The 24,372-nt window shown below is 62.0% G+C and carries 15 protein-coding genes and 1 pseudogene; 14 read left to right on the top strand and 2 right to left on the bottom strand.

Annotated elements, in window-relative coordinates; translation table 11 throughout:
- Nucleotides 1-46: 46 nt before the first annotated feature.
- Entirely contained in the window at nt 47-676 is a 630-nt protein-coding gene (locus tag ABX75_RS17625) for a DNA-3-methyladenine glycosylase I (RefSeq protein WP_047882354.1), read from the bottom strand.
- Nucleotides 677-894: 218 nt separating this feature from the next.
- Between ABX75_RS17625 and ABX75_RS17630 the strand changes: the two genes are divergently transcribed.
- The 3 genes from ABX75_RS17630 to ABX75_RS17640 all read left to right on the top strand — a co-directional run bounded on the left by ABX75_RS17630 (nt 895) and on the right by ABX75_RS17640 (nt 3,696).
- Nucleotides 895-2,220 (top strand): C4-dicarboxylate transporter DctA, encoded by a 1,326-nt coding sequence (locus ABX75_RS17630; protein WP_169867879.1) that lies wholly within the window; start codon nt 895-897, stop codon nt 2,218-2,220.
- A 70-nt stretch (nt 2,221-2,290) separates the two neighbouring features.
- The gene (locus ABX75_RS17635) at nt 2,291-2,992 is read left to right on the top strand and encodes a FadR/GntR family transcriptional regulator (protein WP_034098214.1); all 702 of its coding nucleotides are present in this window, start codon (nt 2,291-2,293) and stop codon (nt 2,990-2,992) included.
- A 17-nt stretch (nt 2,993-3,009) separates the two neighbouring features.
- Nucleotides 3,010-3,696: a GntR family transcriptional regulator gene (locus ABX75_RS17640; protein ID WP_047882355.1), complete on the top strand. Its 687-nt coding sequence runs from the start codon at nt 3,010-3,012 to the stop codon at nt 3,694-3,696.
- A 672-nt stretch (nt 3,697-4,368) separates the two neighbouring features.
- Here ABX75_RS17640 and ABX75_RS17645 read toward each other — a convergent pair.
- On the bottom strand, nt 4,369-9,237 hold the full coding sequence (locus ABX75_RS17645) for an NAD-glutamate dehydrogenase (protein ID WP_047882356.1): 4,869 nt from the start codon (nt 9,235-9,237) through the stop codon (nt 4,369-4,371).
- Between the two features lie 504 nt (nt 9,238-9,741).
- On the opposite strand from ABX75_RS17645, the gene ABX75_RS17650 reads away from it, so the two are divergent.
- From ABX75_RS17650 to ABX75_RS17700, 11 genes and pseudogenes are all read left to right on the top strand, one after another.
- The gene (locus tag ABX75_RS17650; RefSeq protein ID WP_047882357.1) at nt 9,742-11,352 is read left to right on the top strand and encodes a dermonecrotic toxin domain-containing protein; all 1,611 of its coding nucleotides are present in this window, start codon (nt 9,742-9,744) and stop codon (nt 11,350-11,352) included.
- Between the two features lie 91 nt (nt 11,353-11,443).
- Entirely contained in the window at nt 11,444-11,794 is a 351-nt protein-coding gene (locus tag ABX75_RS17655; protein ID WP_034098222.1) for a hypothetical protein, read from the top strand.
- Nucleotides 11,795-11,967: 173 nt separating this feature from the next.
- Nucleotides 11,968-12,917 (top strand): annotated as a pseudogene (locus tag ABX75_RS17660) (AAA family ATPase).
- Between the two features lie 5 nt (nt 12,918-12,922).
- Complete coding sequence (locus ABX75_RS17665) at nt 12,923-13,855, top strand: DUF58 domain-containing protein (RefSeq protein WP_034098225.1); 933 nt, start codon at nt 12,923-12,925, stop codon at nt 13,853-13,855.
- On the top strand, nt 13,852-14,346 hold the full coding sequence (locus ABX75_RS17670; RefSeq protein ID WP_034098227.1) for a DUF4381 domain-containing protein: 495 nt from the start codon (nt 13,852-13,854) through the stop codon (nt 14,344-14,346). The genes ABX75_RS17665 and ABX75_RS17670 overlap by 4 nt, the downstream gene beginning before the upstream one ends.
- The gene (locus tag ABX75_RS17675) at nt 14,339-15,427 is read left to right on the top strand and encodes a VWA domain-containing protein (protein ID WP_034098229.1); all 1,089 of its coding nucleotides are present in this window, start codon (nt 14,339-14,341) and stop codon (nt 15,425-15,427) included. Before ABX75_RS17670 ends, ABX75_RS17675 begins: the two co-directional genes overlap by 8 nt.
- On the top strand, nt 15,424-17,172 hold the full coding sequence (locus tag ABX75_RS17680) for a tetratricopeptide repeat protein (RefSeq protein ID WP_047882358.1): 1,749 nt from the start codon (nt 15,424-15,426) through the stop codon (nt 17,170-17,172). Before ABX75_RS17675 ends, ABX75_RS17680 begins: the two co-directional genes overlap by 4 nt.
- The gene (locus ABX75_RS17685; RefSeq protein WP_034113902.1) at nt 17,169-18,806 is read left to right on the top strand and encodes a BatD family protein; all 1,638 of its coding nucleotides are present in this window, start codon (nt 17,169-17,171) and stop codon (nt 18,804-18,806) included. Before ABX75_RS17680 ends, ABX75_RS17685 begins: the two co-directional genes overlap by 4 nt.
- A 91-nt stretch (nt 18,807-18,897) precedes the next feature.
- Complete coding sequence (locus tag ABX75_RS17690) at nt 18,898-20,139, top strand: exonuclease SbcCD subunit D C-terminal domain-containing protein (RefSeq protein WP_047882359.1); 1,242 nt, start codon at nt 18,898-18,900, stop codon at nt 20,137-20,139.
- Complete coding sequence (locus ABX75_RS17695) at nt 20,136-23,774, top strand: AAA family ATPase (protein WP_047882360.1); 3,639 nt, start codon at nt 20,136-20,138, stop codon at nt 23,772-23,774. The genes ABX75_RS17690 and ABX75_RS17695 overlap by 4 nt, the downstream gene beginning before the upstream one ends.
- Nucleotides 23,771-24,364, top strand: a complete 594-nt coding sequence (locus ABX75_RS17700; RefSeq protein ID WP_047882361.1) for a glutathione S-transferase — start codon at nt 23,771-23,773, stop codon at nt 24,362-24,364. Before ABX75_RS17695 ends, ABX75_RS17700 begins: the two co-directional genes overlap by 4 nt.
- The last annotated feature ends 8 nt before the right edge of the window (nt 24,365-24,372 follow it).

The raw sequence follows: 24,372 nt of genomic DNA on the forward strand, positions 1-24,372 counted from the left end.
CGGAGCCAAGCCCCCTCCCACAGTTTCAACCGCCCGAGTCGGCAATTCAGGGCCGCTTGAACTGGCGCCGCAGCGCTTCAATCTGCGGGCGGCATGCGCATCCTTCAAGATGATCATTGACCATCCCCATCGCCTGCATCAGCGCATACATCGTGGTCGGCCCTACAAACGTCCAACCACGCTTCTTCAGCGCCTTGGACAGACGCACCGAGGCCGGTGATGTCGGGTTACCCGTCCAGTAAGCCAGGTCCACCACGGCCGGGCGCTCTTGCGGGCCGGGTTCGAAGGCCCATAACCACTGCGCCAGAGAGCCGGTCTCGTCCACTAGCTCACAGGCACGCCGCGCATTGTTGATGGTGGAGACGATCTTCGCCCGATTACGCACGATGCCCGGGTTCTGCATTAGACGCAGGATATCCGCCTCGCCGTACTGCGCCACGCGGCGAAAATCAAAGCCGTCGAACGCTGCACGAAACTGCTCGCGCTTGCGCAGGATGGTTATCCACGCCATCCCCGCCTGAAACCCTTCCAGGCAGATTTTCTCGTACAGCTGAATATCATCGGCCACCGGCACGCCCCACTCATGGTCGTGGTAATGCAGGTATTCCGGCGCCGCGCCGTGCCAGGCGCAGTGTCGGTGCCCGTGCTTATCGATGCTCAAACCTGGTGTGTCCATTCGCCCCCCTTCTGTGCCGAGCGCCGGATGATAAGCGAAAAATTTTGCACGCCGCCAACCGCTCAAGCATCGCCCTTACCGACCCACTGGTCAGACCGGGACCTGCCAACCGCCGAATTATTACTTGTGATTTCAAAAAAACCCGGCGTAGACTGGCCCTGCACTGGACTTACCGGTATGACCACAACAATTAAGCCCTGGAACCACCAGGGCGCCGAATAGAGATCCCTCCCATGCTCAGATGGTGCTCGCGTTCGATTTTCCTGCAAGTCGTGATCGGCCTGATGTTAGGCGTTGTTTGCGGCCTGGCCCTTCCCGAATTCTCTTCGCAACTCAAACCCCTCGGCGACGGCTTTATCAAACTGATCAAGATGCTGATCGGCCTGATCGTGTTCTGCGTAGTGGTCAGCGGCATTTCCGGCGCCGGCGACCTGAAAAAAGTCGGGCGCATCGGCCTTAAGTCGGTGATCTATTTCGAAGTGCTGACCACCATCGCGTTGGTGATCGGCCTGGTTATGGCGTTCAGCACCGGCATCGGCACCGGCGCCAATATTCATCTGGAACAGCTCTCTTCCGCCGGCCTGAACGAACTGGCCGACAAGGGCCAGCACATCCGCGGCACCAGCCAATTCCTGATGGACCTGATTCCCAACTCAGTGATCGGTGCGTTTGCCGACAACAACGTGCTGCAAGTTCTACTGTTTTCAGTGCTGTTCGGCAGCGCGCTGAACCTGGTGGGCGAAGCGGCGTCGGGCATTTCGCGACTGATCAACGAATTGAGCCATGTGATTTTCCGCATCATGGGCATGATCGTGCGCCTGGCGCCCATTGGCGTGTTCGGCGCCATCGCCTTCACCACCAGCACCTACGGCCTGGATTCCCTGCAACACCTGGGCAGCCTGGTAGGCCTTTTCTACCTGACCTGCTTTGCCTTTGTCGGCGTGATCCTCGGCGTGGTAATGCGCCTGTCGGGCCTGCGCATGCTGCCGCTGCTCAAGTACTTGCGCGAAGAGCTGCTGATCGTAATGGGCACTGCCTCTTCCGACGCTGTGCTGCCTCAGATCATGCGCAAACTGGAGCACCTGGGCATTGGCAGTTCCACCGTGGGCCTGGTGATTCCGACCGGCTACTCGTTCAACCTCGACGGGTTCTCGATCTACCTGACCCTGGCCATCGTATTTATCGCCAACGCCACCGGCACACCGCTGTCGATGACCGACCTGCTGACCATCCTGCTGGTGTCGTTGATCACCTCCAAGGGCGCCCATGGCATCCCCGGTTCGGCGCTGGTGATTCTGGCGGCCACCCTCACCGCGATCCCGGCGATTCCGGTGGTGGGCCTGGTGCTGGTGCTGGCCGTGGACTGGTTTATGGGCATCGGCCGCGCATTGACTAACCTGATCGGCAACTGCGTCGCCACCGTGGCCATTGCCCGCTGGGAAAAAGACATCGACCTCCAGCGCGCCAACAAGGTATTGGACGGCCAGCAGGGTTATGCCTTCCAGGCCAAGAAACCGGTATTGCCGGCGCACCAGGAATTCTGAAGGCGACACTACCCAGGTGGGAGCGGCAAAACTGCTCCCACCGTATCAGCATCATCAAGGAGCCATCGACGTGATCAGCACCTCAACCGTCGTCAATTCAGTGGTAGAAAAACTACGCGCCGCCCTGGCGCGGGGTCAGTGGCGCCGCGGCGAAATGCTCCCCGGCCAGCGCGAGCTGGCCGAACAGCTGGGCATCAGCCGCCCCAGTCTGCGTGAAGCGGTGATCGTACTGGAAACCCTCGGCCTGGTGCGTTCCATGCCCGGCAAAGGCGTGGTCGTGTTAGAGACCAGCGTCAGCGATCCGCAGTCCAGCGACGCCGTAGCCGACGCCAGCCTCGAAGACATTCTGCAACTGCGCTACACCCTCGAACCCTTTATCGTCGGCCTGGTGGCCCAGTCCATCAGCAGCAAGGAAGTCGGCCAGTTACGCCTGACCCTGATGGACATGCGCGAAGCCCTGGACGCCGGCGATGCCGAAGCGGGCCTGAACGCCTATGTCGATTTTCATGAAGAGCTGTTCGCGCTGACTTCCAACCCGATCTTTCAGAACGTGGTGCAGCAGACCCGCAACGCCCTCAAGCAAAGCGCCCAGGTACTGCGTAACTCGCCTGAACACCTGGCCGAACGCCTGCAGGAAAACGAAGCCGTGGTGCGCGCCATACGTAACAAGAACAGCGCCCTGGCCAGCGCCGAAATGCGTCGGCATATCCTCCAGGAGGGTCTGCGCATGGGCATTGCCCTGAACATCCCGGACGACCATCTCGGCAGCTGATTTTTTGGAGACCGGCCATGACCGCCCACGCCTTGCAACGCAACCCGATCCTGCCTGCCCTGCGCCTGGTGGCCGGTAAAAAACCCTCGGTGGACGACATCTACCCGCGCCTGTTTGACGCCATCCTCGAACAACGCATCGCCCCGTCCAGCCGCTTTACCGAAGAAGGCCTGGGCGAAACCTTTGGCGTGAGCCGCAGCGTGATTCGCCGGGTGCTGGCCAAACTTTCCCATCAGCAGGTGATCATCCTGCGTCCCAACCAACGCGCCCAGGTCGCCGCGCCGGACAGCCTGCAAGCCCGACAAATCCTCGAAGCCCGGCGCATGACCGAAGTCACCGTGGTGCAATTGGCCTGCGCCCAGGCCACACCCGCGCAGATTCGCCCCTTGCGCGATCTGATCGCCCGCGAGCGCGAGTGCATTGAGCGCGACCAGCGTGGGCCGGCGATTCGATTATCAGGGGAGTTTCATTTGCAGTTGGCCGCGATCGCCGGTAATGCGCCGTTGGCGCAGTTCCTCAACAGCCTGGTACCATTGACATCGTTGGTCATCGCCCAATTTGAAGCAAAAGCCTGCACGTATTGCGCGTGGCAGGAACATGTGGCCATTGTGGATGCGATTGAGCAGCGCGACTCAAACACTGCGGTGAGCCTGATGACCCAACACCTGGATCACCTGGAAAGCAAACTACTGAAACATCACTGACCTTCAGATAATGAAGATCCAAATATGGGAGGGGGCTTGAACCCGATGGCAGTGTGTCAGTCAACCTATACATGACTGATACACCACTATCGGGGGCAAGCCCCCTCCCACAATTTTGTACGCGCCAGGCTTGGTTGCGAGGTGCTTTCTATGCCCCTTACTGGCCAAGCCCGCATACAAACCTGAAGCCAACTGAGGCCCAAATGTGGGAGAGGGCTTGCCCCCGATGGCAGTGTGTCAGCCAACCTATACATGACTGATACACCACTATCGGGAGCAAGCCCCCTCCCACAATTTTGTAGGTGCCAGGCTTGGTTGTGAGGTGCTTTCTATGCCTCTTGCTGGCCAAGCCCACATACAAACCTGAAGCCAACTGAGGCCCAAATGTGGGAGGGGGCTTGCCCCCGATGGCAGTGTGTCAGCCAACCTATACATGACTAATACACCACTATCGGGAGCAAGCCCCCTCCCACAATTTTGTAGGTGCCAGGCTTGGTTGTGAGGTGCTTTCTATGCCTCTTGCTGGCCAAGCCCACATACAAACCTGAAGCCAACTGAGGCCCAAATGTGGGAGGGGGCTTGCCCCCGATGGCAGTGTGTCAGCCAACCTATACATGACTGATACACCACTATCGGGGGCAAGCCCCCTCGCCCAGGTGTTTCACCGGGGCATCAAGCCGATTGCAGCACCGACTGACCGCTCATTGCCAGGTCCAGCAGTTCACGGTTGGCCACGGCGTACATGGCGTAGTCCGTGCCGACCGCGGCACGAATTTCCACCATCATCGCGCGCCAGCGATCGGCCATGTCCTGGTGCTGCTCAAGCCACAGTGCCACGCGGGCTTCCATGTCTTGCGGCGCATCGGCCATTTGCAGTACCGAAATGGTGATCGCGCGCTGCTGCCAGTCCACATCGTCGCGGAACGCTTCGCGGGCCTGAGCCTGCCAGTTGTTGGCCACGGGCAGATCGCTGATCTGCTGCAGGTACCACGGCAGGTCCAATGCGCTGCCTACAGCGAAGTAGGCCTTGGCCACTTCGGCAGCATCGTGCCCGGTGACGTCGGCGGCTTCGATGATCGGCAACAAGGTGTACAGGTGCGTGGTGCCTGCCACCATACGCGCCAACAACTCCGGCACGCCGGCTTCGGTGTACGCCTGGTAGCGGTTCTGCCAGCCTTCGCGAGTCGGGCCTTCCAGCAGTTCGTCGAGTTTAAGACCCAACGCAGCCAGGTGCGGACCGAAGTGTGCGGTGTCGCGACCAGCATCCTGCTCATTACGGCGGCTGCGCAGGAACCAACGCGTGGCGCGGCGGCCCAGGCGCATCAGCTCGTCCATCAGTTCCAACTGCACGTCAGCGGAGACCTGGTGATCCAGGGCTTCGATCTGACGGAACCAGTGCGGGAGATGGAAGATGTCACGCACGATCACATACGCACCGGCTACGTTCGCCGGGCTCATGCCGGTCGACTCTTTGAGCCGCTGCACAAAGGTGATGCCCATGTGGTTGACCAGATCGTTGGCGATCTGGGTGCTGACGATCTCGCGCTTGAGACGGTGACGGCGCATGGCCTCGCCGAACTTGGCCACCAGGCTCGGAGGGAACGCGGTCTCCATGTCACGGGTCAGGTAGTCGTCGTCCGGCACCAGAGACTTAAGCAAAGCTTCCTTGAGGTCGATCTTGCTATAGGAGATCAGCACTGACAGTTCCGGACGTGTAAGGCCCTTGCCAGTGGAGGCACGCTCGGTGAGCTGCTCCTCGGTCGGCAGGTACTCAATGGCGCGGTCCAGTTTGCCACGGCCTTCCAGGTCGCTCATCAGGCGCTTGTACTCGGCGGCACGCTCGTAGGCTTTGCGCGCGGCCAGGGACAGGGCCTGGGTCTGCTTGTAGTTGTTGCCCAACACCAGGCTGCCGACTTCGTCGGTCATGCTCGCCAGCAACTGGTTGCGCTGCTTGTCGGTCATGTCGCCGGCCTGCACCACTTCGTTGAGCAGGATCTTGATGTTCACTTCGTGGTCGGAGCAGTCCACGCCACCGGCGTTGTCGATAAAGTCGGTGTTGGAACCGCCGCCATTGAGGCCGAATTCCACACGACCCAGCTGGGTCATGCCGAGGTTACCGCCCTCGCCCACTACCTTGCAGCGCAGTTCGTTGCCGTTGACCCGCAGCGCGTCGTTGGCCTTGTCGCCCACGTCGGCGTGGCTTTCGGTGCTGGCCTTGACATAGGTGCCGATACCGCCGTTCCACAACAGGTCCACTGGCGCCTTGAGCAAGGCGTTCAGCAGTTCGGTCGGGGTCAGCTTGTCGGCCTGGATATCGAAGCGTTCTTTCATCTGCGGCGAGATCGCGATGCTCTTCGCGCTGCGCGAGAAGATACCGCCACCTTCGGACATGATGCTGGTGTCGTAGTCGGTCCAGGCCGAACGCGGCAGCTCGAACATGCGCTTGCGCTCGACGAAGCTGGTGGCCGGGTTCGGGTTCGGATCGATAAAGATGTGCAGGTGGTTGAAAGCTGCGACCAGTTGCAGCTTGTCGGACATCAACAGGCCGTTACCGAATACGTCGCCGGCCATATCGCCGACGCCGACGACAGTGATGCTGTCTTCCTGCACGTTGATGCCGCGTTCACGGAAGTGACGCTGCACGCCGACCCACGCGCCCTTGGCGGTGATGCCCATTTTCTTGTGGTCATAACCGGCCGAACCCCCGGAGGCGAACGCATCACCCAGCCAGAAGCCGCAGTCGATGGCGATGCCGTTGGCGATGTCGGAGAAGGTCGCGGTGCCTTTGTCCGCCGCTACGACGAGGTACGGGTCATCGTCGTCATGACGCACGACATTGGCCGGCGGCACCAGGGCGCCGTCTTTCAGGTTGTCGGTGATGTCCAACAGGCCGGAGATGAAGATGCGGTAGCAAGCGATACCCTCGGCCGCGATTTCGTCGCGGCTACCGCCCAGTGGCAAGCGACGCGGCAGGAAGCCACCCTTGGCACCCACCGGCACGATCACCGAGTTCTTCACCTGCTGGGCTTTTACCAGGCCCAGCACTTCGGTACGGAAGTCTTCTTCACGGTCGGACCAGCGCAGACCGCCCCGCGCAACGTTGCCGAAACGCAGATGCACGCCTTCGACCCGTGGCGAGTACACGAAGATCTCGAACTTCGGCACCGGCTTGGGCAGCTCGGGAATGGCGCGCGGGTCGAACTTGAAGCTGAAGTACGACTTGTTCTGGCCGTTGGCGTCGGTCTGGTAGAAGTTCGTACGCAAGGTGGCCTTGATCAGGTCCAGGTAGCGACGCAGGATGCGGTCTTCGTTGAGCACCTGAACGTCGTCCAGGGCGCTGAGGATCGCCTGTTCCAGACGCTGCTGCTTGTCTTCCAAGTCGTCGGCGGTGAGTTTGCGCGCCAGGTAGAAGCGGGTCTTGAACAGCCGAGTCAACTCGCGGGCGATGTCGGTGTGGTTGTTCAGAGTGCTGGCGATGTAACCCAGATCGAAGCCCAGGCGGATCTGCTTGAGGTAACGGGCGTAGGCACGCAGCAGCGCCACATCGCGCCATGGCAGGCCGGCGGTGAGCACCAGACGGTTGAACGCATCGTTTTCGGCGTCGCCATGCACGATGTGTACGAAGGCGTCCTGCAGGGTGTCGTTGAGCTGCTGGATATCCAGGTTCACGCCTTCGGCGGCGATAAACGCAAAGTCATGGATCCAGAACTCGCGGCCATTGGCGTGGCGCAGGCGGTACGGGAACTCACCGAGTACGCGCAGGCCGAGGTTTTCCAGGATCGGCAGCACGTCGGACAGCGCCAGCGGCGTATCGGCGTGATACAGCTTGCAATGCAGCTCACGCTGGCCGGACACCTGGCCCAGCGGCTGGTAGAAGCTCATCACCAGCGGGTTGGCTTCGGTGAGGCTGAGCAGGTGCTGCATGTCGACCACCGCCGAATGCGCGGCGAAGCGCTCACGGTAGCCGGCCGGGAAGCCTTTCGGGAAGTCCGCCAACACGTTGGTGCCGTGGGCTTCGCCGAAGCTTTCCACGACGAGGCTGGCATAGTCGTCCTGCCAGCTGCGGCAGGCCTGGATCACTTCTTTTTCCAATTGCAGCGGGTCGATGTCCAGTCGGTTCTTCGGGTCGACCCGCAGAATCAGCTGCACGCGCGCCAGTACGGACTCGGAGAAGAATGTCCAGAATTCGCAGTCGCTGGCCTTGAGGCGATCCATCAGCACTTGCTGGATCTTCTGGCGCACTTCAGTGGAATAGATGTCGCGCGGCACGTAGGCCAGGCAGTAGCAGAAACGACCGTATGGGTCTTTGCGCAGGAACACGCGGATCTTGTTGCGTTCCTGGATCTGCACGATGGACATCACGGTGCTGTACAGCTCGTCCACCGGGGTCTGGAACAGATCGTCGCGGGGCAGCACTTCGACGACTTGCGCCAGCTCCTTGCCCAGGTGCGCCTTGGCCTGGAAGCCCGAGCGACGCTCGATCTCCGCGACCTTGCGGCGGATATAAGGAATCACACGTACGCTTTCGCCATACACCGACGAGGTGTACAGGCCCATGAAGCGGCATTCCTTGATGACCTTGCCGTCGGCGTCGATCTCACGGATCGACACGTAGTCCGGGTAGGCTGGGCGATGCACGCGGCTTGGGTGTGCGGCCTTGGCGAACGACAATACGGTCGGCTCGCGCAAGTACGACACGGCGTAGTCTTCGATGCGCAAGTCTTCGGCGGTAAGGCCGGCGCGCAGCAACTTGGTCAGACCGAGGAACGAGCTGGCGTCATATTCGATATGACCGCCGTCCGCCTCGTCACGTACCACAAATTCTTCGTAGCCCAGGAAGGTGAAGTGGTTACCTACCAGCCATTCCAGGAAGTTCTTGATCTCGGCTTTTTCTTCGCCATCGATGCTGAACTGGCTGGCGTCGATACCGGCCAACAGGTCCTGGACCTTGGCTTTCATCGGCTCGAAATCGGCCACGGCCACGCGCACTTCGCCCAGCACCTGCTCCAGCTCTTTGCTCAGCACGCTCAGTTCGGCGGCATTGGCGCAGCGGTCAATCTCCAGGTACATCAGCGATTCTTGCTGGATACCTTCGCCCTGAGTGCCTTTGGCCAGGATTTCCTGCAGCTCGCCCTTGCTGCCGCGACGCACGCTGAGCACGGTGGTTTGCAGGGTGTGGATGCTGTAGCCACGACGGTTAAGCTCGGTGCGCACCGAGTCCACCAGGAACGGCAGATCGTGGTGCAGCACTTCGACCGCAGTGTGGGTCGACTGCCAGCCGTGACGTTCGTAATCGGGGTTGTAGACCCGCACTTGCGGTTGGGTGTGGTCAAAGCGCTCAAGCAGGCGCCAGGCAGACAGGGTGCAACCGGCCAGGTCGGAAAGGCGACGCTGGGTCAGTTCGTCCAGGGAAATGATGCCGAAGAATTGTTCAGCGAACAGCGCCACTTGTGGCAGTGCCTGTTCACTGATGTGCTGCGCCAGTGCCGCTTGCAGTTGGTGCTGGAAGTCGGCCTTGCTGGCTGCGGTGAAGAACGCCATCTGTGGTACTCCGCTTGGGCTTGTTATTGATGGAAGCGTCGCGTGTTATCCCCTGGTGGGGAGACCGTCATCTCGGTTTGTCAGTAACCATAAACGAATCCGAGTGACAGGTGGGTGAAGCTGGACAAGTCAATAAGGTCACATTCGACGTCCACTGGATGCACCGCCTGCCGATAACGGTACGACGGGCAGGTCAGAGTCGCGCAGAAAGTCCATCCAACGCGCAGCTTAACGAGTGCAGTCAGCAGACTGCTTGCTGCACTGCGACATATTCGGACATCTCCCGGCAATGCCCGGTTGCACCAAGAGCAACCCTGATAGCCGCACAGGTGCTGGCTGCGGCTGAACGCGGGGCTGCTGTGCATAAAAGGGTCCAAAGGCCGGAAGGTAAAATTTCATACGCTCACACAATCTAAATCTTAGTTCCCTATAGGAACCGTATTGCAAAGTTCTGTCACTTAGTTCGAGCCCAATTTCATTCTATGACTACTCCATGAGGCTCAAATGAACGTGCATCCACTCTCTAACCCCACTCTTGGCGCCGCAGCCGCTGCCCCTTCCGCAATGCCTTCTACACGCTCAAGTACGAACGATGCAGCCCCTGCAGTGCGGCAGGAGTTCCCGGCGGCCTACTTCAAAGCGCCAGTGTCGGTCAATAAGGCCGTGGAACAACTTCGCACCGACTACACGCCCCCAAAAACACCTGATCAAGTCACCTCACTTGAGGTCAGGCGCCAATTAAAGGAAAGGTTCGGAAAAGATATTGACCCCGATAAAACCTACTTGGTGAGTATTCACTATGACCATCGCACCAACACGCCACCTTATAGCGGGGTCATTGTGCAAAAAATTTCACTGACCCAGGCGGCGAGGCTCAACCAGCAGGACGAACCGAGTTATAACGGCGCAATACGTTCAAAAGAAGACGGCCCTTTTGAAATAAGAGAAAGTTCAAGGCATACAGAAGAACCGGATGCCCTTGGCATGTTCCCGCGCCCCAACGAAAGCGGGTTCACCAGCCATTTCCAAGGTATTTACACAGAGCCTCAGCCAGGCTCGGAAAATATCTATGACGCCAGTAACAGAGTCGATATCTCAGCAGCCGACTTCAAACAGATGGTCTGGGACAACAGCTATAAAACCCCCTATGACCAATACTTGGAAAATTACTGGAACAACAACACCCGCCATACCTACAGCCAGGCATCGCGAGGCGCCTTTTTGAAGGCGTCGCACACACAACACCATGATCAGTCCCTTACTGAAAACGATCGAAAAATTGCCATGGGTGTCGCCGGCCTACCCGCCGACAAAAGTTACTCATCCCTGACGTCCAATGACCTGGAACAACCCTATAAGGCCGACCCAAACCTGGAAACGAAGTTCCTCACCTTCAAAGGTTATAAAATGCGCGCCTTTTACACTCAGGATAAGTCCACAGGCAGGGTCCTGTTGTACCTTCCCGATCAAGCGTCCATGTTGAAGGGTTTTGACTCGAAGACAGAAATGAATAAGTGGCTGGCCGAGCAATTGAAAGACCCGGAGAAATTCGAGAACTTCAAACTTTATTTCCGCCCGCAGGATCTCCCCAATGAGTTCATATCCAAAGGTGTCGATGCCCATATAGAACAAACTCGCGAGTGGCTTAAACAAGATGGCCTGCCAGTCTCCAAACAGGAAGAGTTAGGTTACTTTAACGAGGGTGGTCTGTTCGATGGCGAAACAGTCCAAGGCAACCCGTTCGAGGAACTCCAACAGCGCACCGAGCAAGATCTGAAAAGCGCTACTGATTTTCAATTTGTACTCAATCGCGACTATACGGCCAACACGGCGATCAAATACCTGAGTTGGGCGAAATATGGACTGCTCCTTCTGGCTCCGCTTGGACTCGCTTATCCGCCGCTGGGGATAGCACTGACAGCGGCAAGCGTCGGGTTGGGTGGCGCAGAACTCGGCTTCGGCATAGACAGCCATGTCAATAAACGCCCGAATGCGGACAAGCGCATCATAAAGGGTGCCTTGAACACCATCTCCCCTATCGCCAGCAGCGGTATGGGGAATGCGTTCAAACCCATAAGCAGCGCGCTCAAGCTCTTGGCTATGAAACCCGGATGAGGGTTTGATACAAATGCCGGCACAAAGCCTGAGGTAATGGCAGAATTAAAGCCTGGCGGCCTTGAAGCCGCCTTTCAAACAGGACTTCTACATGCAACTGACCACCACCCACCTACTCGCCACCCCGTGCGATGACGAAGAAGACAACATGGCCATGCTGTGCTGCCACGGCAATAACGGCGAAATGTTCATGCTTAGCCGTTATCCGGACGAAGACGAGGTGGAGCTCACCTGGGATTACGAGCCGTCGACGCTGGATGGACTGAAGGTCACCCTGAGTGATACGACGTTGCGCATCGAGCTGGCTGCCGGCGATGCCGACGCACTGGGGGGCAAGGATCACTTGGAGATCACCCACGCCACCGCCGCCTCCGACCTGGCCGAGGTGGAGCAAACCTTGCAGAACATCCTCAAAGGCACCGGCACCTACACCCGGACTTAATGGTGGGAGTGTTCACAACAGGAAGTGCACCTTCGCACAAAATTCCTACAAGTTTTGCCAAAAATACCCGTTACGCCGTTAGTCGCCACGCCCCTCGATGCATTAAAGTAGTGCCCCCCAGCCCGGTGTTTGTTTCTTAGCACGCGGGCTCATCTTTCCAGGAACCGTCATCGATGGAACATCGTGAAGCGCTGCTCGCGCTGCGAACCTTTCTTTCTACGCAGATTCTCGGCCAGGAAAAGCTCATCGAGCGCCTGCTCATCGCCCTGCTCGCCGACGGTCATATGCTGGTTGAAGGCGCGCCGGGCCTGGCCAAGACCAAGGCCATCAAAGAGTTGGCCGAAGGCATCGAAGCGCAGTTCCATCGTATTCAGTTCACCCCCGACCTGTTGCCCGCCGACATCACCGGCACCGAAATCTATCGCCCGGAAACCGGCAGTTTTGTGTTCCAGCAAGGGCCGATCTTCCACAACCTGGTGCTGGCGGACGAGATCAACCGCGCGCCGGCCAAGGTGCAATCGGCGCTGCTTGAAGCCATGGCCGAGCGCCAAGTCAGCGTAGGCCGAAGCACCTACGACCTGTCGCCGTTGTTCCTGGTGATGGCCACGCAGAACCCCATCGAGCAGGAAGGTACCTATCCACTGCCCGAAGCCCATTCCTGATGCACGTCAAAATCGGCTTTCCCGACGCCACCGTGGAACGGCGCATCTTGCAGCAGGCCCGTGGCGAAGCGCTCAACGGCGAAACCAAGCCCGAGCGGCGCGTCAGCCAGCAGGCGATCTTTGCCGCGCGCAAGGAAATCCTCGGCCTGTACATGGCCGACGCGGTGGAGGAATACCTGGTGCAGTTGGTCATGGCCACGCGTACCCCAGCCAAGTTCGACCCGGAAATGGCCGAGTGGATCGCCTATGGCGCCAGCCCGCGCGGTTCTATCGCCCTGGATCGCTGCGCACGCGCCCATGCCTGGCTGGCCGGGCGCGACTTTGTCAGCCCCGAAGACATCCAGGCGGTGCTGTTCGACGTGCTGCGCCACCGCATCATCCTGTCGTTCGAGGCCGAAGCCGCCGGGATCGATCAGGACCGCGTGGTGCAACGCATTCTCGACGTCGTTGCCGTCGCTTGAAATCGATGAATGCCAGCGATGGAATCCGCGTCACGCTCAGCGAGCTGATTGAGATGCGCCACCGCGTGCGCGAGGTGCAGCTGTTTTCCACGCCCAGCCAACGCAGCCCGCTGATCGGCCTGCACCATTCCAAGCTGCGCGGACGCGGCGTGGACTTCGACCAGGTGCGCGTGTACCAGGCCGGCGACGACGTGCGTACCATCGACTGGCGCGTCACGGCGCGCACGCAGGAACCGCACACCAAGCTGTTCCACGAAGAGCGCGAACGCCCGATTTTCATCATGGTGGAGCAAAGCTGCCGGCTGTTTTTCGGCTCCGGCCAGATGTTCAAATCGGTCCTCGCCGCCCAGGCCGCCAGCCTGATCGGTTGGGCGGCGCTGGGGCATAACGACCGGGTCGGCGGGCTGGTGTTCGGCGACAACGAGCACTACGAAATCAAGCCGCGCCGCAGCAAGCAAAGCCTGCTGCAATTGCTCAACCGCCTGGTGCGGGTCAACCAGAGCTTAAACACCGACACCCGCCCCGAGGCCGACGCCCTGGGCATGGCCCTGCGCCGTGGCCGTGAAGTCCTGCGCCCCGGCAGCCTGGTGATCGTGATCTGTGACGAACGCGCGCTGAGCGAAGGCGCCGAGCAGCAATTGAGCCTGCTGTCGCGCCATTGCGACCTGCTGCTGTTGCCGATCTCCGATCCCCTCGACCATGCGCTGCCTGCCGCCGGGCTGCTGCGCTTCGCCGAGCGGGGCGCGCAACTGGAACTGGACACCCTCAATTACGACCTGCGTCAAGCCTACAAGGCCCAGGCCGAAGCCCGCAGTGCGCGCTGGGAGTTACTCGCGCAGAAACTGCGGGTACTGCTGATGCCGTTGAGCACCCAGAGCGAAATGGTCGAGCAGTTGCGCGAATACCTCAACCCACAACGCCCGGTTAAAAAGCAATGAGCAGCCTTGAGCAACTGCAACCGCTGATCGCCCCGCCGGCCATAGGTTTTTGGCCGCCCGCACCGGGTTGGTGGCTGCTGTTGTTGCTGATTCCGCTGCTTGGCTGGGGCGCGTGGTCGCTGCGCCGCTTTCTGCCAACGCGCCGCCCGGTGGTGCGTGCCGAACAACCGCTGGACCCTTTACGCATCGCCGCCCTCGCCGAATTAGCGCTGATGCCCAAACCCTACGACGGCGCGCCCGCCGGGGCTTGGCTGCAACAACTTAATGGCCTGCTCAAGCGCCTGTGCCGCAACGACTACCCCTACAGCCAGAGCCACACCCTCAACGGCCGCAAATGGCTGGCGTTCCTCGACAACCGCTGCCCCGCCGCCGGCCTGACGCGCTGGATGGTATTGGTGGAAGGCGCCTACAAACCCGAATGCAAACTCGACGACAAGGCCATCGCCGGTCTGACCCAAGCCGTCGACACCTGGATTCGCAAACATGTTTGAGTTCGCCTGGCCGTGGATCTTCCTCCTGCTGCCGCTGCCCTGGCTGATGCGCCAAGTCTTGCCCGCCGCCGACAGCGGCGAACCGGCGCTGAAAGTCAGCTACCTCAGCGACCTCGAAAGCTTGGCCCGCCGGCGCGCGCGCTCCAACCTGCCGGGCTGGCGCCAACAGGCACCGTTCGTAGTGTTGTGGCTGTTACTGTTGACCGCCGCCGCGCGCCCCGAATGGCTCGGCGAACCGCTGCCGATCGCCGCCAGTGGGCGCGACCTGTTGGTGGCGGTGGATGTGTCGGGCTCCATGGATTTCCCCGATATGCACTGGCAGGACGAAGACATCAGCCGCCTGAACCTCGTCCAGCACCTGCTCGGCGACTTTCTGGAGAGCCGCGAAGGCGACCGCGTGGGCCTGATCCTGTTCGGCAGCCAGGCATATTTACAGGCGCCACTGACCTTCGACCGCCGCACCGTGCGCGCCTGGCTGGATGAAGCGCGCATCGGCATTGCCGGCAAAAACACCGCCATCGGCGATGCCATCGGCCTGGCCTTGAAACGTCTGCGCCAGCGCCCGGCCCAGAGCCGCGTGTTGATCCTGGTCACCGACGGCGCCAACAACGCCGGGCAGATCGACCCGTTGACCGCGGCGCGCCTGGCCGCCGAAGAAGGCGTGAAGATCTACCCCATCGGCATCGGCGCCGACCCCGAACAAACCGGGTCGCTGGGCATCCTTGGGGTCAACCCAAGCCTGGACCTCGACGAACCGGCGCTCAAAGCGATTGCCGAGGCCACTGGCGGTCAGTACTTCCGGGCCCGCGACGGTGCAGAGCTGCTAGCCATCAAAGAGACCCTGGACACCCTCGAACCGGTCGAGCAGCAACCGACCCAGGCCCGCCCGGCACTGGCGCTGTACAGCGCGCCGTTGGCACTGGCGCTGATTTTGAGCCTGTTGCTGGTGATCCAGGAGCGCTGGCCGGATAACGCGTTGCAACGCGGGTTCGACAAGTTGGCGAGCAAGGGCATGTTCCTGCAACCCAAGCCGCAATGGCGCCAACGCCTTAAACGCCTGCGTTTGCGGAGGCGTCGATGATCGACCTATGGCCGCACTGGTTCCGCCCCTGGTGGCTATTGCTGCTGCCGCTGCTCGGCTGGTTGCTGTGGCAACTGTGGCATCGGCAAAAACGCGCCGGGCGCTGGCAGATGATCCTGCCGCCGGCCTTCCATGGGGTGCTGCTCAGCGGCGGCAACGGGCGCGAAAGCAAATCGCCGTGGGTGGTGCTCGGTATCGCCTGGCTGCTGGCGCTATTGGCTTTGCTCGGCCCCAGTTGGCAACGGGTGGAGCAGTCCAGCCAGAAACCATCCGACCCCTTGGTGGTGCTGCTGGAATTGACCCCGGAAATGCTTGCCACCGACAGCCCGCCGAACCGCCTGGAGCAGGCGCGCCGCAAGCTGTATGACTTGTTGCAGGCCCGCAGCGACGCGCAGACCGCCATCGTGGTGTACGCCGGCAGTGCCCACACCCTGGTGCCGCTGTCGGACGACCTGGCCACCAGCGGCAACCTGCTGGAAGCCTTGCGCCCCTCGATCATGCCCGAGCCCGGCCATCGTGCCGACCTGGCCGTGGAAAAAGCCCTGGGCTTGCTGAACCAGGCCGGCCTGGGCCAAGGACGGCTGTTGCTGATCGGCTCGTCGCTGTCCAAGCAGGAACGCCAAGGCATCCGTCTGCTGCTGCAAAGTGCCCAGGCGCCGAGCCTGTCGATCCTTGGCATCGGCAGCCGCGAGGGCACCCCGGTGACCCAAGAGAACGGCGAGTTCCTCAAGGATGAACAAGGCGCGATCCTGGTGCCGCGCCTGGACAGCCCGACCCTCAAGGCGTTCGCCAGTGAAATGGGCGGCCGTTACCGCGCCGCGCGGCTGGATGATAAAGACCTGCGCCAACTCGGCATGCTGGATGCGCCGCAGACCTTGCGCGACGACGGGCAACGCCTGCGCCTGGATACCTGGGCCGACCAGGGTTACTGGCTGCTGCTGCCATTGCTGCTACTGGCGGCCTGCGCCGGTCGCCGCGGCTGGCTGTTCTGCCTGCCTTTATTACTGCTGAGCGCACCGCAACCCAGTTACGCGTTTGAGTTGACGGATCTGTGGCTGCGCCCCGACCAGCAAGGCCAATACCTGCTCAAGAAACAACGCCCGGCCCAGGCCGCCGAGCGCTTCGAAGACCCGCAGTGGCAGGGCGTGGCGCTTTACCAAGCCGGCAACTACGCCGAGGCGGCCAAGCGCTTTGCCCAGAGCAATGACGCCTATGCTCACTACAATCGTGGTAATGCCCTGGCCAAGGCCGGCGAGCTGGAGGCGGCGCTGGACGCCTACGACCAGGCGCTGGAAGCCCAACCCGATCTGCATCCAGCGTTGAAAAACAAAGCCCTGGTGGAGGCCTTGATACAGGAACAGGCCCAGGCGCAGGCCGAGCAAAAGCCCGAGTCACCAGCGGAAAATCCAGATGACGAACCCCATCAACCGGGCCAGACTGCGCAACCGGGCGCCGACGGGCAAACCGGCACCGGCGGCGAAGCATCCCCTCAGGGCCAGGGCGAAGCCGGCAGCGGCGATCCCCAGGCCAGCGCCAAACCGCCTAGCGGCGGCAATGAAGTCCCGGGCAGCGAGTTGGGCGACGAACAAACCACGACCCCACCGCTGCGCCGCACCGATGCCAGTTTGGATGAACAGCGCCAGGCCCTGGAACAATGGCTGCGGCAGATCCCGGATAACCCCGGCGAACTGCTGCGGCGTAAATTCTGGTACGAACAGCAACAACATCAGGACAAGACTCGATGAGCCGCCCCACCCTTCTGCTTCTGCTCGCGTTGTCGGCCAGCACCGCCCAGGCGGCGAACCTGGTCGCCAGCGTTGACCGCAGCCGCCTCAATTCCGGGGAAACGGTGGAACTGACGGTGGAATCCAGCGATGTCACACAGTTCGGCAAGCCCGACCTGTCGCCCCTGGATGCGCAGTTTGAAGTCAGCGGCACGCGGCAGATCAACCAGCTCACCACCCTGGGCGGCGACAACCACGCCACCACGCGCTGGATCATCACCTTGCTGCCCAAGGAAAACGGCACCGTGGTGATCCCACCGCTTCAAGTGGGCGAGCTTCAGACCCAGCCGATTACCCTGCAAGTGATCGAAACCGCCAGCCAGAACACCAGCGCGGAACTGGCGCCGGTATTCGTCGAAGCCAACCTCGACCAGTCCAGTGTGTACGTTCAGGCCCAGGCGCTGTTGACCGTGCGCGTGTACCACTCGGTGTCGCTGTATGACGACAGCAGCCTTACACCGTTACAGATCGCCGATGCCCGCGTCGAGCAACTGGGGGAATCGCGCACCTATGAAAAAGTCATCAACAGCATCCGTCATGGCGTGATCGAAACCCGCTATGCGATCTACCCGCAGCACAGCGGCAGCCTGGAGGTCGGTGCGCAGACCTTCAGCGCCACCCTGGTTGAATCACGCCCGCCTCAGGAAAATACGCTGCAAGGCACCAAGCCGGGCAAGCTGATCCACGTCAGCTCCGCGCCTCTGCAATTGACCGTCAAGCCCAAACCGGCGCTCTACCCGGCCAATGCCCCGTGGCTGCCGGCCCGTAGCCTGACCCTGAGCGAAAGCTGGAACCCCGAGCCGCAACAGGTGCAGGTCGGCGACTCCCTGACCCGCAGCCTCACGGTCAAGGCCGAGGGCCTCTCCAGCGCACAACTGCCGGCCCTGCCCAGCACAGAAATCAGCGGCCTGCGTCGCTACCCGGATCAACCGGTGCTCGGCAACCAGACCAGCGACCGCGGCCTGATCGGCAGCCGCGAAGACCGCGAAGCCCTGGTGCCCAGCCGCGCCGGCGCACTGGAGCTGCCCGCCGTCGATGTGGTTTGGTGGAACACCCATGAGGACCACCTGGAGCGCACCAGCCTGCCGGCGCGCACCCTGCAGGTGGCCAATAACCCGAGCCTGATGGTGGACACCCCCGCCACCCCCACCATCATCACTGCTCCGGACGATAGCCGCCTGTGGCTGTGGCAACTGAGCACTTTGCTGCTGGCCTGCACCACCTTGCTGGGCTTCGGCCTGTGGTGGCGCGCCCGCCGACAACCAGCGGTGCAACGCGCGGCGCAAACCGGTCCCAGCCCGCGCACGTTGCTCGACGACCTCAAACGCGCCACCCAGGCCAACGACCCGCAGGCGACCCGCCAGGCGCTGGATGCCTGGGCGCGGCAACAACCGGAAACCCTGGCCGACATGGCCGCGCGCTTCGTACCGCTGTCGGATGCGTTGGATGGCTTGAACGGTGCGCTCTACAGCGAAAGCGGCCAGTACTGGCTGGGCGAAGACTTGTGGCGCGCGATCAAGGCCATCCCCATGGCTGAACGTGAAGCGGACCCGGCGACGGACACCACCAGTTTGCCGCCGTTGTATCCCAAATAGCCCCTCCCACAGTGGATCTGCCTGGTTTGGAGCAACGGGTTGGCAATGCAGGTAAACTCCCCTCCTTTCTCTCTACCCCACGGAGTTCGCCTTGCGTCTGTTCCACACCTCCGACTGGCACCTGGGCCAAAACCTCCATGGCCAGGAACGCGACTTCGAACATGCCTGTTTCCTTGAGTGGCTGCTGCGCCAGATCGGCACTCAGCATCCCGATGCGCTGCTGATCGCTGGCGATATCTTCGATACGGTCAACCCGCCCCTCAAGGCCCAGGAGCGGCTGTATGACTTCATCATCAGCGCCCATGAACAAAACCCCGACCTGACCATTGTGATGATCGCCGGCAACCACGATTCCGGCTCGCGCATCGAGCTGCCGGCGCCGTTGATGCGGCGCTTGCGCACCCATGCCCTCGGCCGCGTGTTGTGGCTCGATGACGGGCAATTGGATGCCGAACGCCTGCTGATTCCGCTGCCGAACGCCAAAGGCAAGATTGCCGCGTGGTGCCTGGCGTTGCCGTTTCTGCGCCCGGCGGAGGTGACCGGCGCGCAGTTGGGCGACGACTACCTGCGCGGCATCGGCCAGGTGCATGAGAAGCTGATCGCCGCCGCCAATGCCAAACGCAAAAAAGGCCAGGCGCTGATCGCTATCAGCCATGCGCATATGGCCGGCGGTTCGGTGTCGGAGGACTCCGAGCGCAGCCTGATCATCGGCAATGCCGAGGCGCTGCCCGCCAGCCTGTTCGACAACAGTGTCGGCTATGTTGCCCTGGGCCATTTGCACAAGCCGCAAAAGGTCAATGGCGAAGAGCGCATTCGCTACAGCGGCTCGCCGATTCCGTTGTCGTTTTCCGAGATCGGCTACAAACACCAGATTCTCGATGTGACCTTCCAGGGCCAATGCCTGGTGGGCGTAGAACCGATCCTGATCCCTCGCTCTGTGGAGCTGCAACGCCTGGATGCCGCACCGCTGGCGGATATCCTCAAGCAACTCGCCGATCTGCCCGACATCGATCTGCTGGCCGAAACCCAGCGCCACCCCTGGCTCGAAGTGCGCGTGCGCCTCGACGAGCCGCAGCCGGACCTGCGCCAACAGATCGAAAGCGCCCTGCAAGGCAAGGCCGTGCGTCTGGTGCGTATCGCCGCCGAATACGCCGGTATCCGCAGTGGCAATGAAAGTGACGACGAGCGCCTGATCGAACTCGACCAACTGACGCCCCAGGAGTTGTTCAGCCGCGCCTGGCAGGACAGCTATGGCAGTGAAGTGGATGAACAGACCTTGAAGGACTTCGCCATGTTGCTCCAGGAAGTGCAACAGCAGGAGGAGCAGCCATGAAAATCCTCGCCATTCGCCTGAAAAACCTCGCGTCCCTGGCCGGCCCGTTCGAGATCGACTTCACCGCCGAGCCCCTGGCTAGTGCCGGGTTGTTCGCAATCACCGGGCCGACCGGCGCCGGCAAGAGCACCTTGCTCGATGCGCTGTGCCTGGCGCTGTTTGGCGCAGTGCCGCGCCTGGGCGACACTGGCCAGGCGAAGATGCCAGATGCCGAAAGCGATATTTCCATCGGTGACCCGCGCACCCTGCTCCGGCGCGGTACCGGCGGCGGCTATGCCGAGGTGGATTTTGTCGGCGTCAGCGGCCGTCGCTATCGGGCGCGCTGGGAGGCCAATCGCGCCCGCGACAAGGCCAGCGGCAAGTTGCAGAACAGCCGGCAAAGCCTGATCGATCTGGACAGCGAGCAACTGTTGGCCAGCCAGAAAACCGAATACAAAACCCAGTTGGAACTGGCCCTGGGCTTGAATTTCGAACAGTTCACCCGCGCCGTGTTGCTGGCGCAGAGCGAGTTCAGCGCGTTCCTCAAGGCCAACGACAACGAGCGCAGCGAGCTGCTGGAAAAACTCACTGACACGGCGCTGTACACCCAGCTCGGCCGCCGCGCCTTCGACAAGGCCAAGGAGGCCAGGGACGCGCACAAACAGCTGCAAGACCAGGCCGTGGGCGTGGTGCCGCTGAGCGCCGAAGACCGCGCCGAACTGGACCGGCAACTGGCCGAGGCTCAGCAGCAGCTCAAGGCGCAGCAAGCCCAGCTCAAGCAACTGGAAGCGCAGCACACCTGGCTCAAGGAACTGCGCGAATGGCAGGAGCGCCAGCTCGACGCCACGCAACAGCTGCAACAGGCCCAGGCCGACTGGGACAGCCTGGGCGCGCAGCGCGAAGACCTCAGCCGCTTGGAGCAACTGGCGCCCCAACGTCATCACTTCGCCCGCCAGACCGAGCTGGCCACGGAACTCACCCCGCTGGCCGCGCAGATTCAGCAGCACATCGCGCAGCAGGCCCAGTTGCTGACGCGTCAGGACCAGGCCCAACAGCAGCAAGCCAGTGCCCACGCCGCATTGGAGGCCGCGCTGCAAGCCCAGAGCGACGCCGTACCCTTGCTGCGCCAGGCCTTCGACGGGCAAAACAGCCTCGCCCATTTGACTAAAGACCTGGCCAAGCACAGCGCCGACCAGCAGCAACAGTCCGCCGCCAGCGCCGAAGGCCAAGCGCGCCTCAGCGCGTTGCAGGCCAAACAGGCCGAAGTTGCCGAGCGCCTGCAAAGCCTGGCCGACGACCTTGAGCGCAGCGCCGCGCTGGCGCCCCTGGCCGATGCCTGGACCGCTTACCGCGACCGCCTGCAACACTTGATGCTGATCGGCAATCGCCTGAACAAAGGCCAGGCCGAACTGGCACAACTGGAACACCGCGCCAACACCACCGCCGAAGCCTTTACCGGTCAGCGCGACGCCTTGGCCCTGCTGTACCAGGAAGCCGGCGCCGAGCCCCAGGCGGTGGCCGAGCAGATCCAACTGCTCGCCAGCCTGTTGCAGGACAATCGCAAGCAGCAACGCGCCGTCGAAGACCTGACGCGGCTGTGGGACAGTCAGCAGCAGCTGGATCAGCAGGCCGCCACCCTCACCCAGAAACTTGCCGACGCCCAACAGCGACGCGAACTACTGAACCAGGCCGGCCTGCAAGCCAAGGCCGATCTGAGCGTGGCCGAGCAGACGCTGACGGTGACCCAGCAACTGCTGGAACGTCAGCGCCTGGCCCGCAGCGCCAGCGTCGAAGAGTTGCGCGCACAATTGCAGGACGGCCAGCCGTGTCCGGTGTGCGGCAGTCATGAGCACCCCTATCACCAACCCGAAGCGTTGCTGCACAGCCTTGGCCGGCATGACGACAACGAGCAAGCCACGGCGCAACAGGCGGTGGATGCACTCAAGGAGAAACTCACCGAGCTGCGGGGCGAAGTGGGCGGTTTGATCGCCCAGCAAAAGGAGTTTCTGCACCAGCAGGAGCAGTTAGCCGCGCAACAACTGGCGCTGAAGCCAAGCCTGGACGCCCACCCGCTGAGCACCGCGCTGTTCAATCAGGACGCCCCCCAACGCAGCCCCTGGCTGGCGACCCAACTGGCTCAGCTCGGCCAGAGCATCAGCCAGGACGAGCAGCGCCAGAGCGCCCTGCTCAACCTGCAACAGAACGCCGGGCGCCTGCAGCAGCAACTGCAAGCGGCCCAGGACGCGAGCCAACAGGCCCGTCAGCAATGGCTCGACCAGCAGCGCGAACTGGCCAATGACCACGAGCGCCTGGAACAGGAACTCAACGCATTCGCCAGCCTGTTGCCCGCCGACACCCTGGACGGCCTGCGCAACGATCCCGCCGCGACCTTTATGCAGCTCGATCAACAGGTCAGCCAGCGCCTGGAACAGTTAGGCCATCAACGGGATGAACGCGAAGAACAACAGGAACGTCAGCAGGTCATCGAAAAAGAACAGACCCATCAACAGCATCGTCAGGCGCAATTGGAGGCGCTGAGCCAGCAAGTGGCCGAACTGACCCGCCAGCAACAGGCCGCCGCGCAAGCCCTCGCCGAGCTGCTGGGCCCCCACACCAGCGCGGAACACTGGCAGCAGCAGCTGGAGCAAGCGGTGGCGCAGGCGCGTCAGAGCGAGAGCGACGCCAACCAGCAACTCCAAGACACCCGCACCACCTTGATCCAACTGGCCGCCGACCTTAAGGCTTGGCAGGCACGCCAACAGGCGCTGCACACCGAACAACAGGCGCTCGATGCGCGCCTGAGCCAATGGCGTGCATCGCACCCGGAACTGGACGATGCCGGTCTCACTCGCTTGCTGGCCATGGATGACACGCAGGTCAGCGCACTGCGTCAGCGCCTGCAAACCAGCGAAAAAGCCGTGGAGCAAGCCAAGGTCTTGCTGCAAGAGCGCGAACAACGCTTGGCTGAACACCAGGCCCTGCACAATGGCAACCTCGACGCCGAACAGTTGGACAACCACCTCGCCGCGCTCAGCCAGCAACTGGCCGATGCGGAGAAGCAGTGCGCCGAACTGCGCGCGCGCCAGGCCGAAGACCAACGTCGCCAACAGGCCAACAACGTGCTGGCCGAGCAGATCGCCAAGGCCTATGAAGAATGGCAACGCTGGGCCCGGCTGAATGCCCTGATCGGTTCGGCCACCGGCGACACCTTCCGCAAGATCGCCCAGGCCTACAACCTGGATCTGCTGGTGCATCACGCCAACGTGCAGCTGCGCCAGCTGGTGCGGCGCTACCGCCTCAAGCGCGGCGGCAGCATGCTCGGTCTGTTGGTGCTCGACACCGAAATGGGCGATGAACTGCGCTCGGTGCATTCGCTGTCCGGCGGCGAGACCTTTCTGGTGTCGCTGGCCCTGGCCCTGGGGCTGGCGTCGATGGCGTCCAGTACCTTGAAGATTGAGTCGTTGTTTATCGACGAAGGCTTCGGCAGCCTCGACCCCGAATCCCTGCAATTGGCCATGGACGCGCTGGACGGTTTGCAGGCCCAGGGGCGCAAAGTCGCCGTGATTTCCCACGTCCAGGAAATGCATGAACGCATCCCGGTGCAGATCCAGGTCAAGCGTCAGGGCAATGGCCTGAGCACCTTGGAGGTCAAATGAGCGAAGCGTTGCTGTACTCGTTCCGCCGCTGCCCCTACGCCATGCGCGCGCGGCTGGCGTTGCGCTACAGCGGCGTAGCGGTGCGCATTGTCGAGGTGAGCTTGAAGGCCAAGCCGCTAGAGATGCTGACACTCTCGCCCAAGGGCACGGTGCCGGTGTTGAGTGTGGACGGCCAGGTGATCGACGAAAGCCTGGCGATCATGCAGTGGGCCCTGGCCCAGCACGATCCCGACGATTGGTTGCTGGGCGGCGACCCGGCGGTGCTGGCGCTGATTGCCGAGAATGACGGCGGGTTCAAGCATTGCTTGAATCGCTACAAATACGCCGAACGCTACCCGGAATACCCGATGGAACACTATCGGGCCGAAGGCGCAGTGTTCTTGCACACTCTGGAAGGTTTGCTGGCTGAGCGCGCCTACTTACTGGCCGAGCACCTCAGCCTGGCGGACATGGCGCTGGCGCCGTTCGTGCGTCAGTTCGCCCACGTAGACCGCGATTGGTTTGCCCGTGCGCCCTACCCGCGCTTGCAGCAATGGCTGGATGAGTTCCTGCAATCGCCCTTGTTTATCGGCGTGATGGCCAAGGCGTAAGGTGTGCC

Origin of the sequence: Pseudomonas sp. ARP3 (assembly GCF_001029595.1) — a bacterium.
GTDB lineage: Bacteria > Pseudomonadota > Gammaproteobacteria > Pseudomonadales > Pseudomonadaceae > Aquipseudomonas > Aquipseudomonas rhodesiae.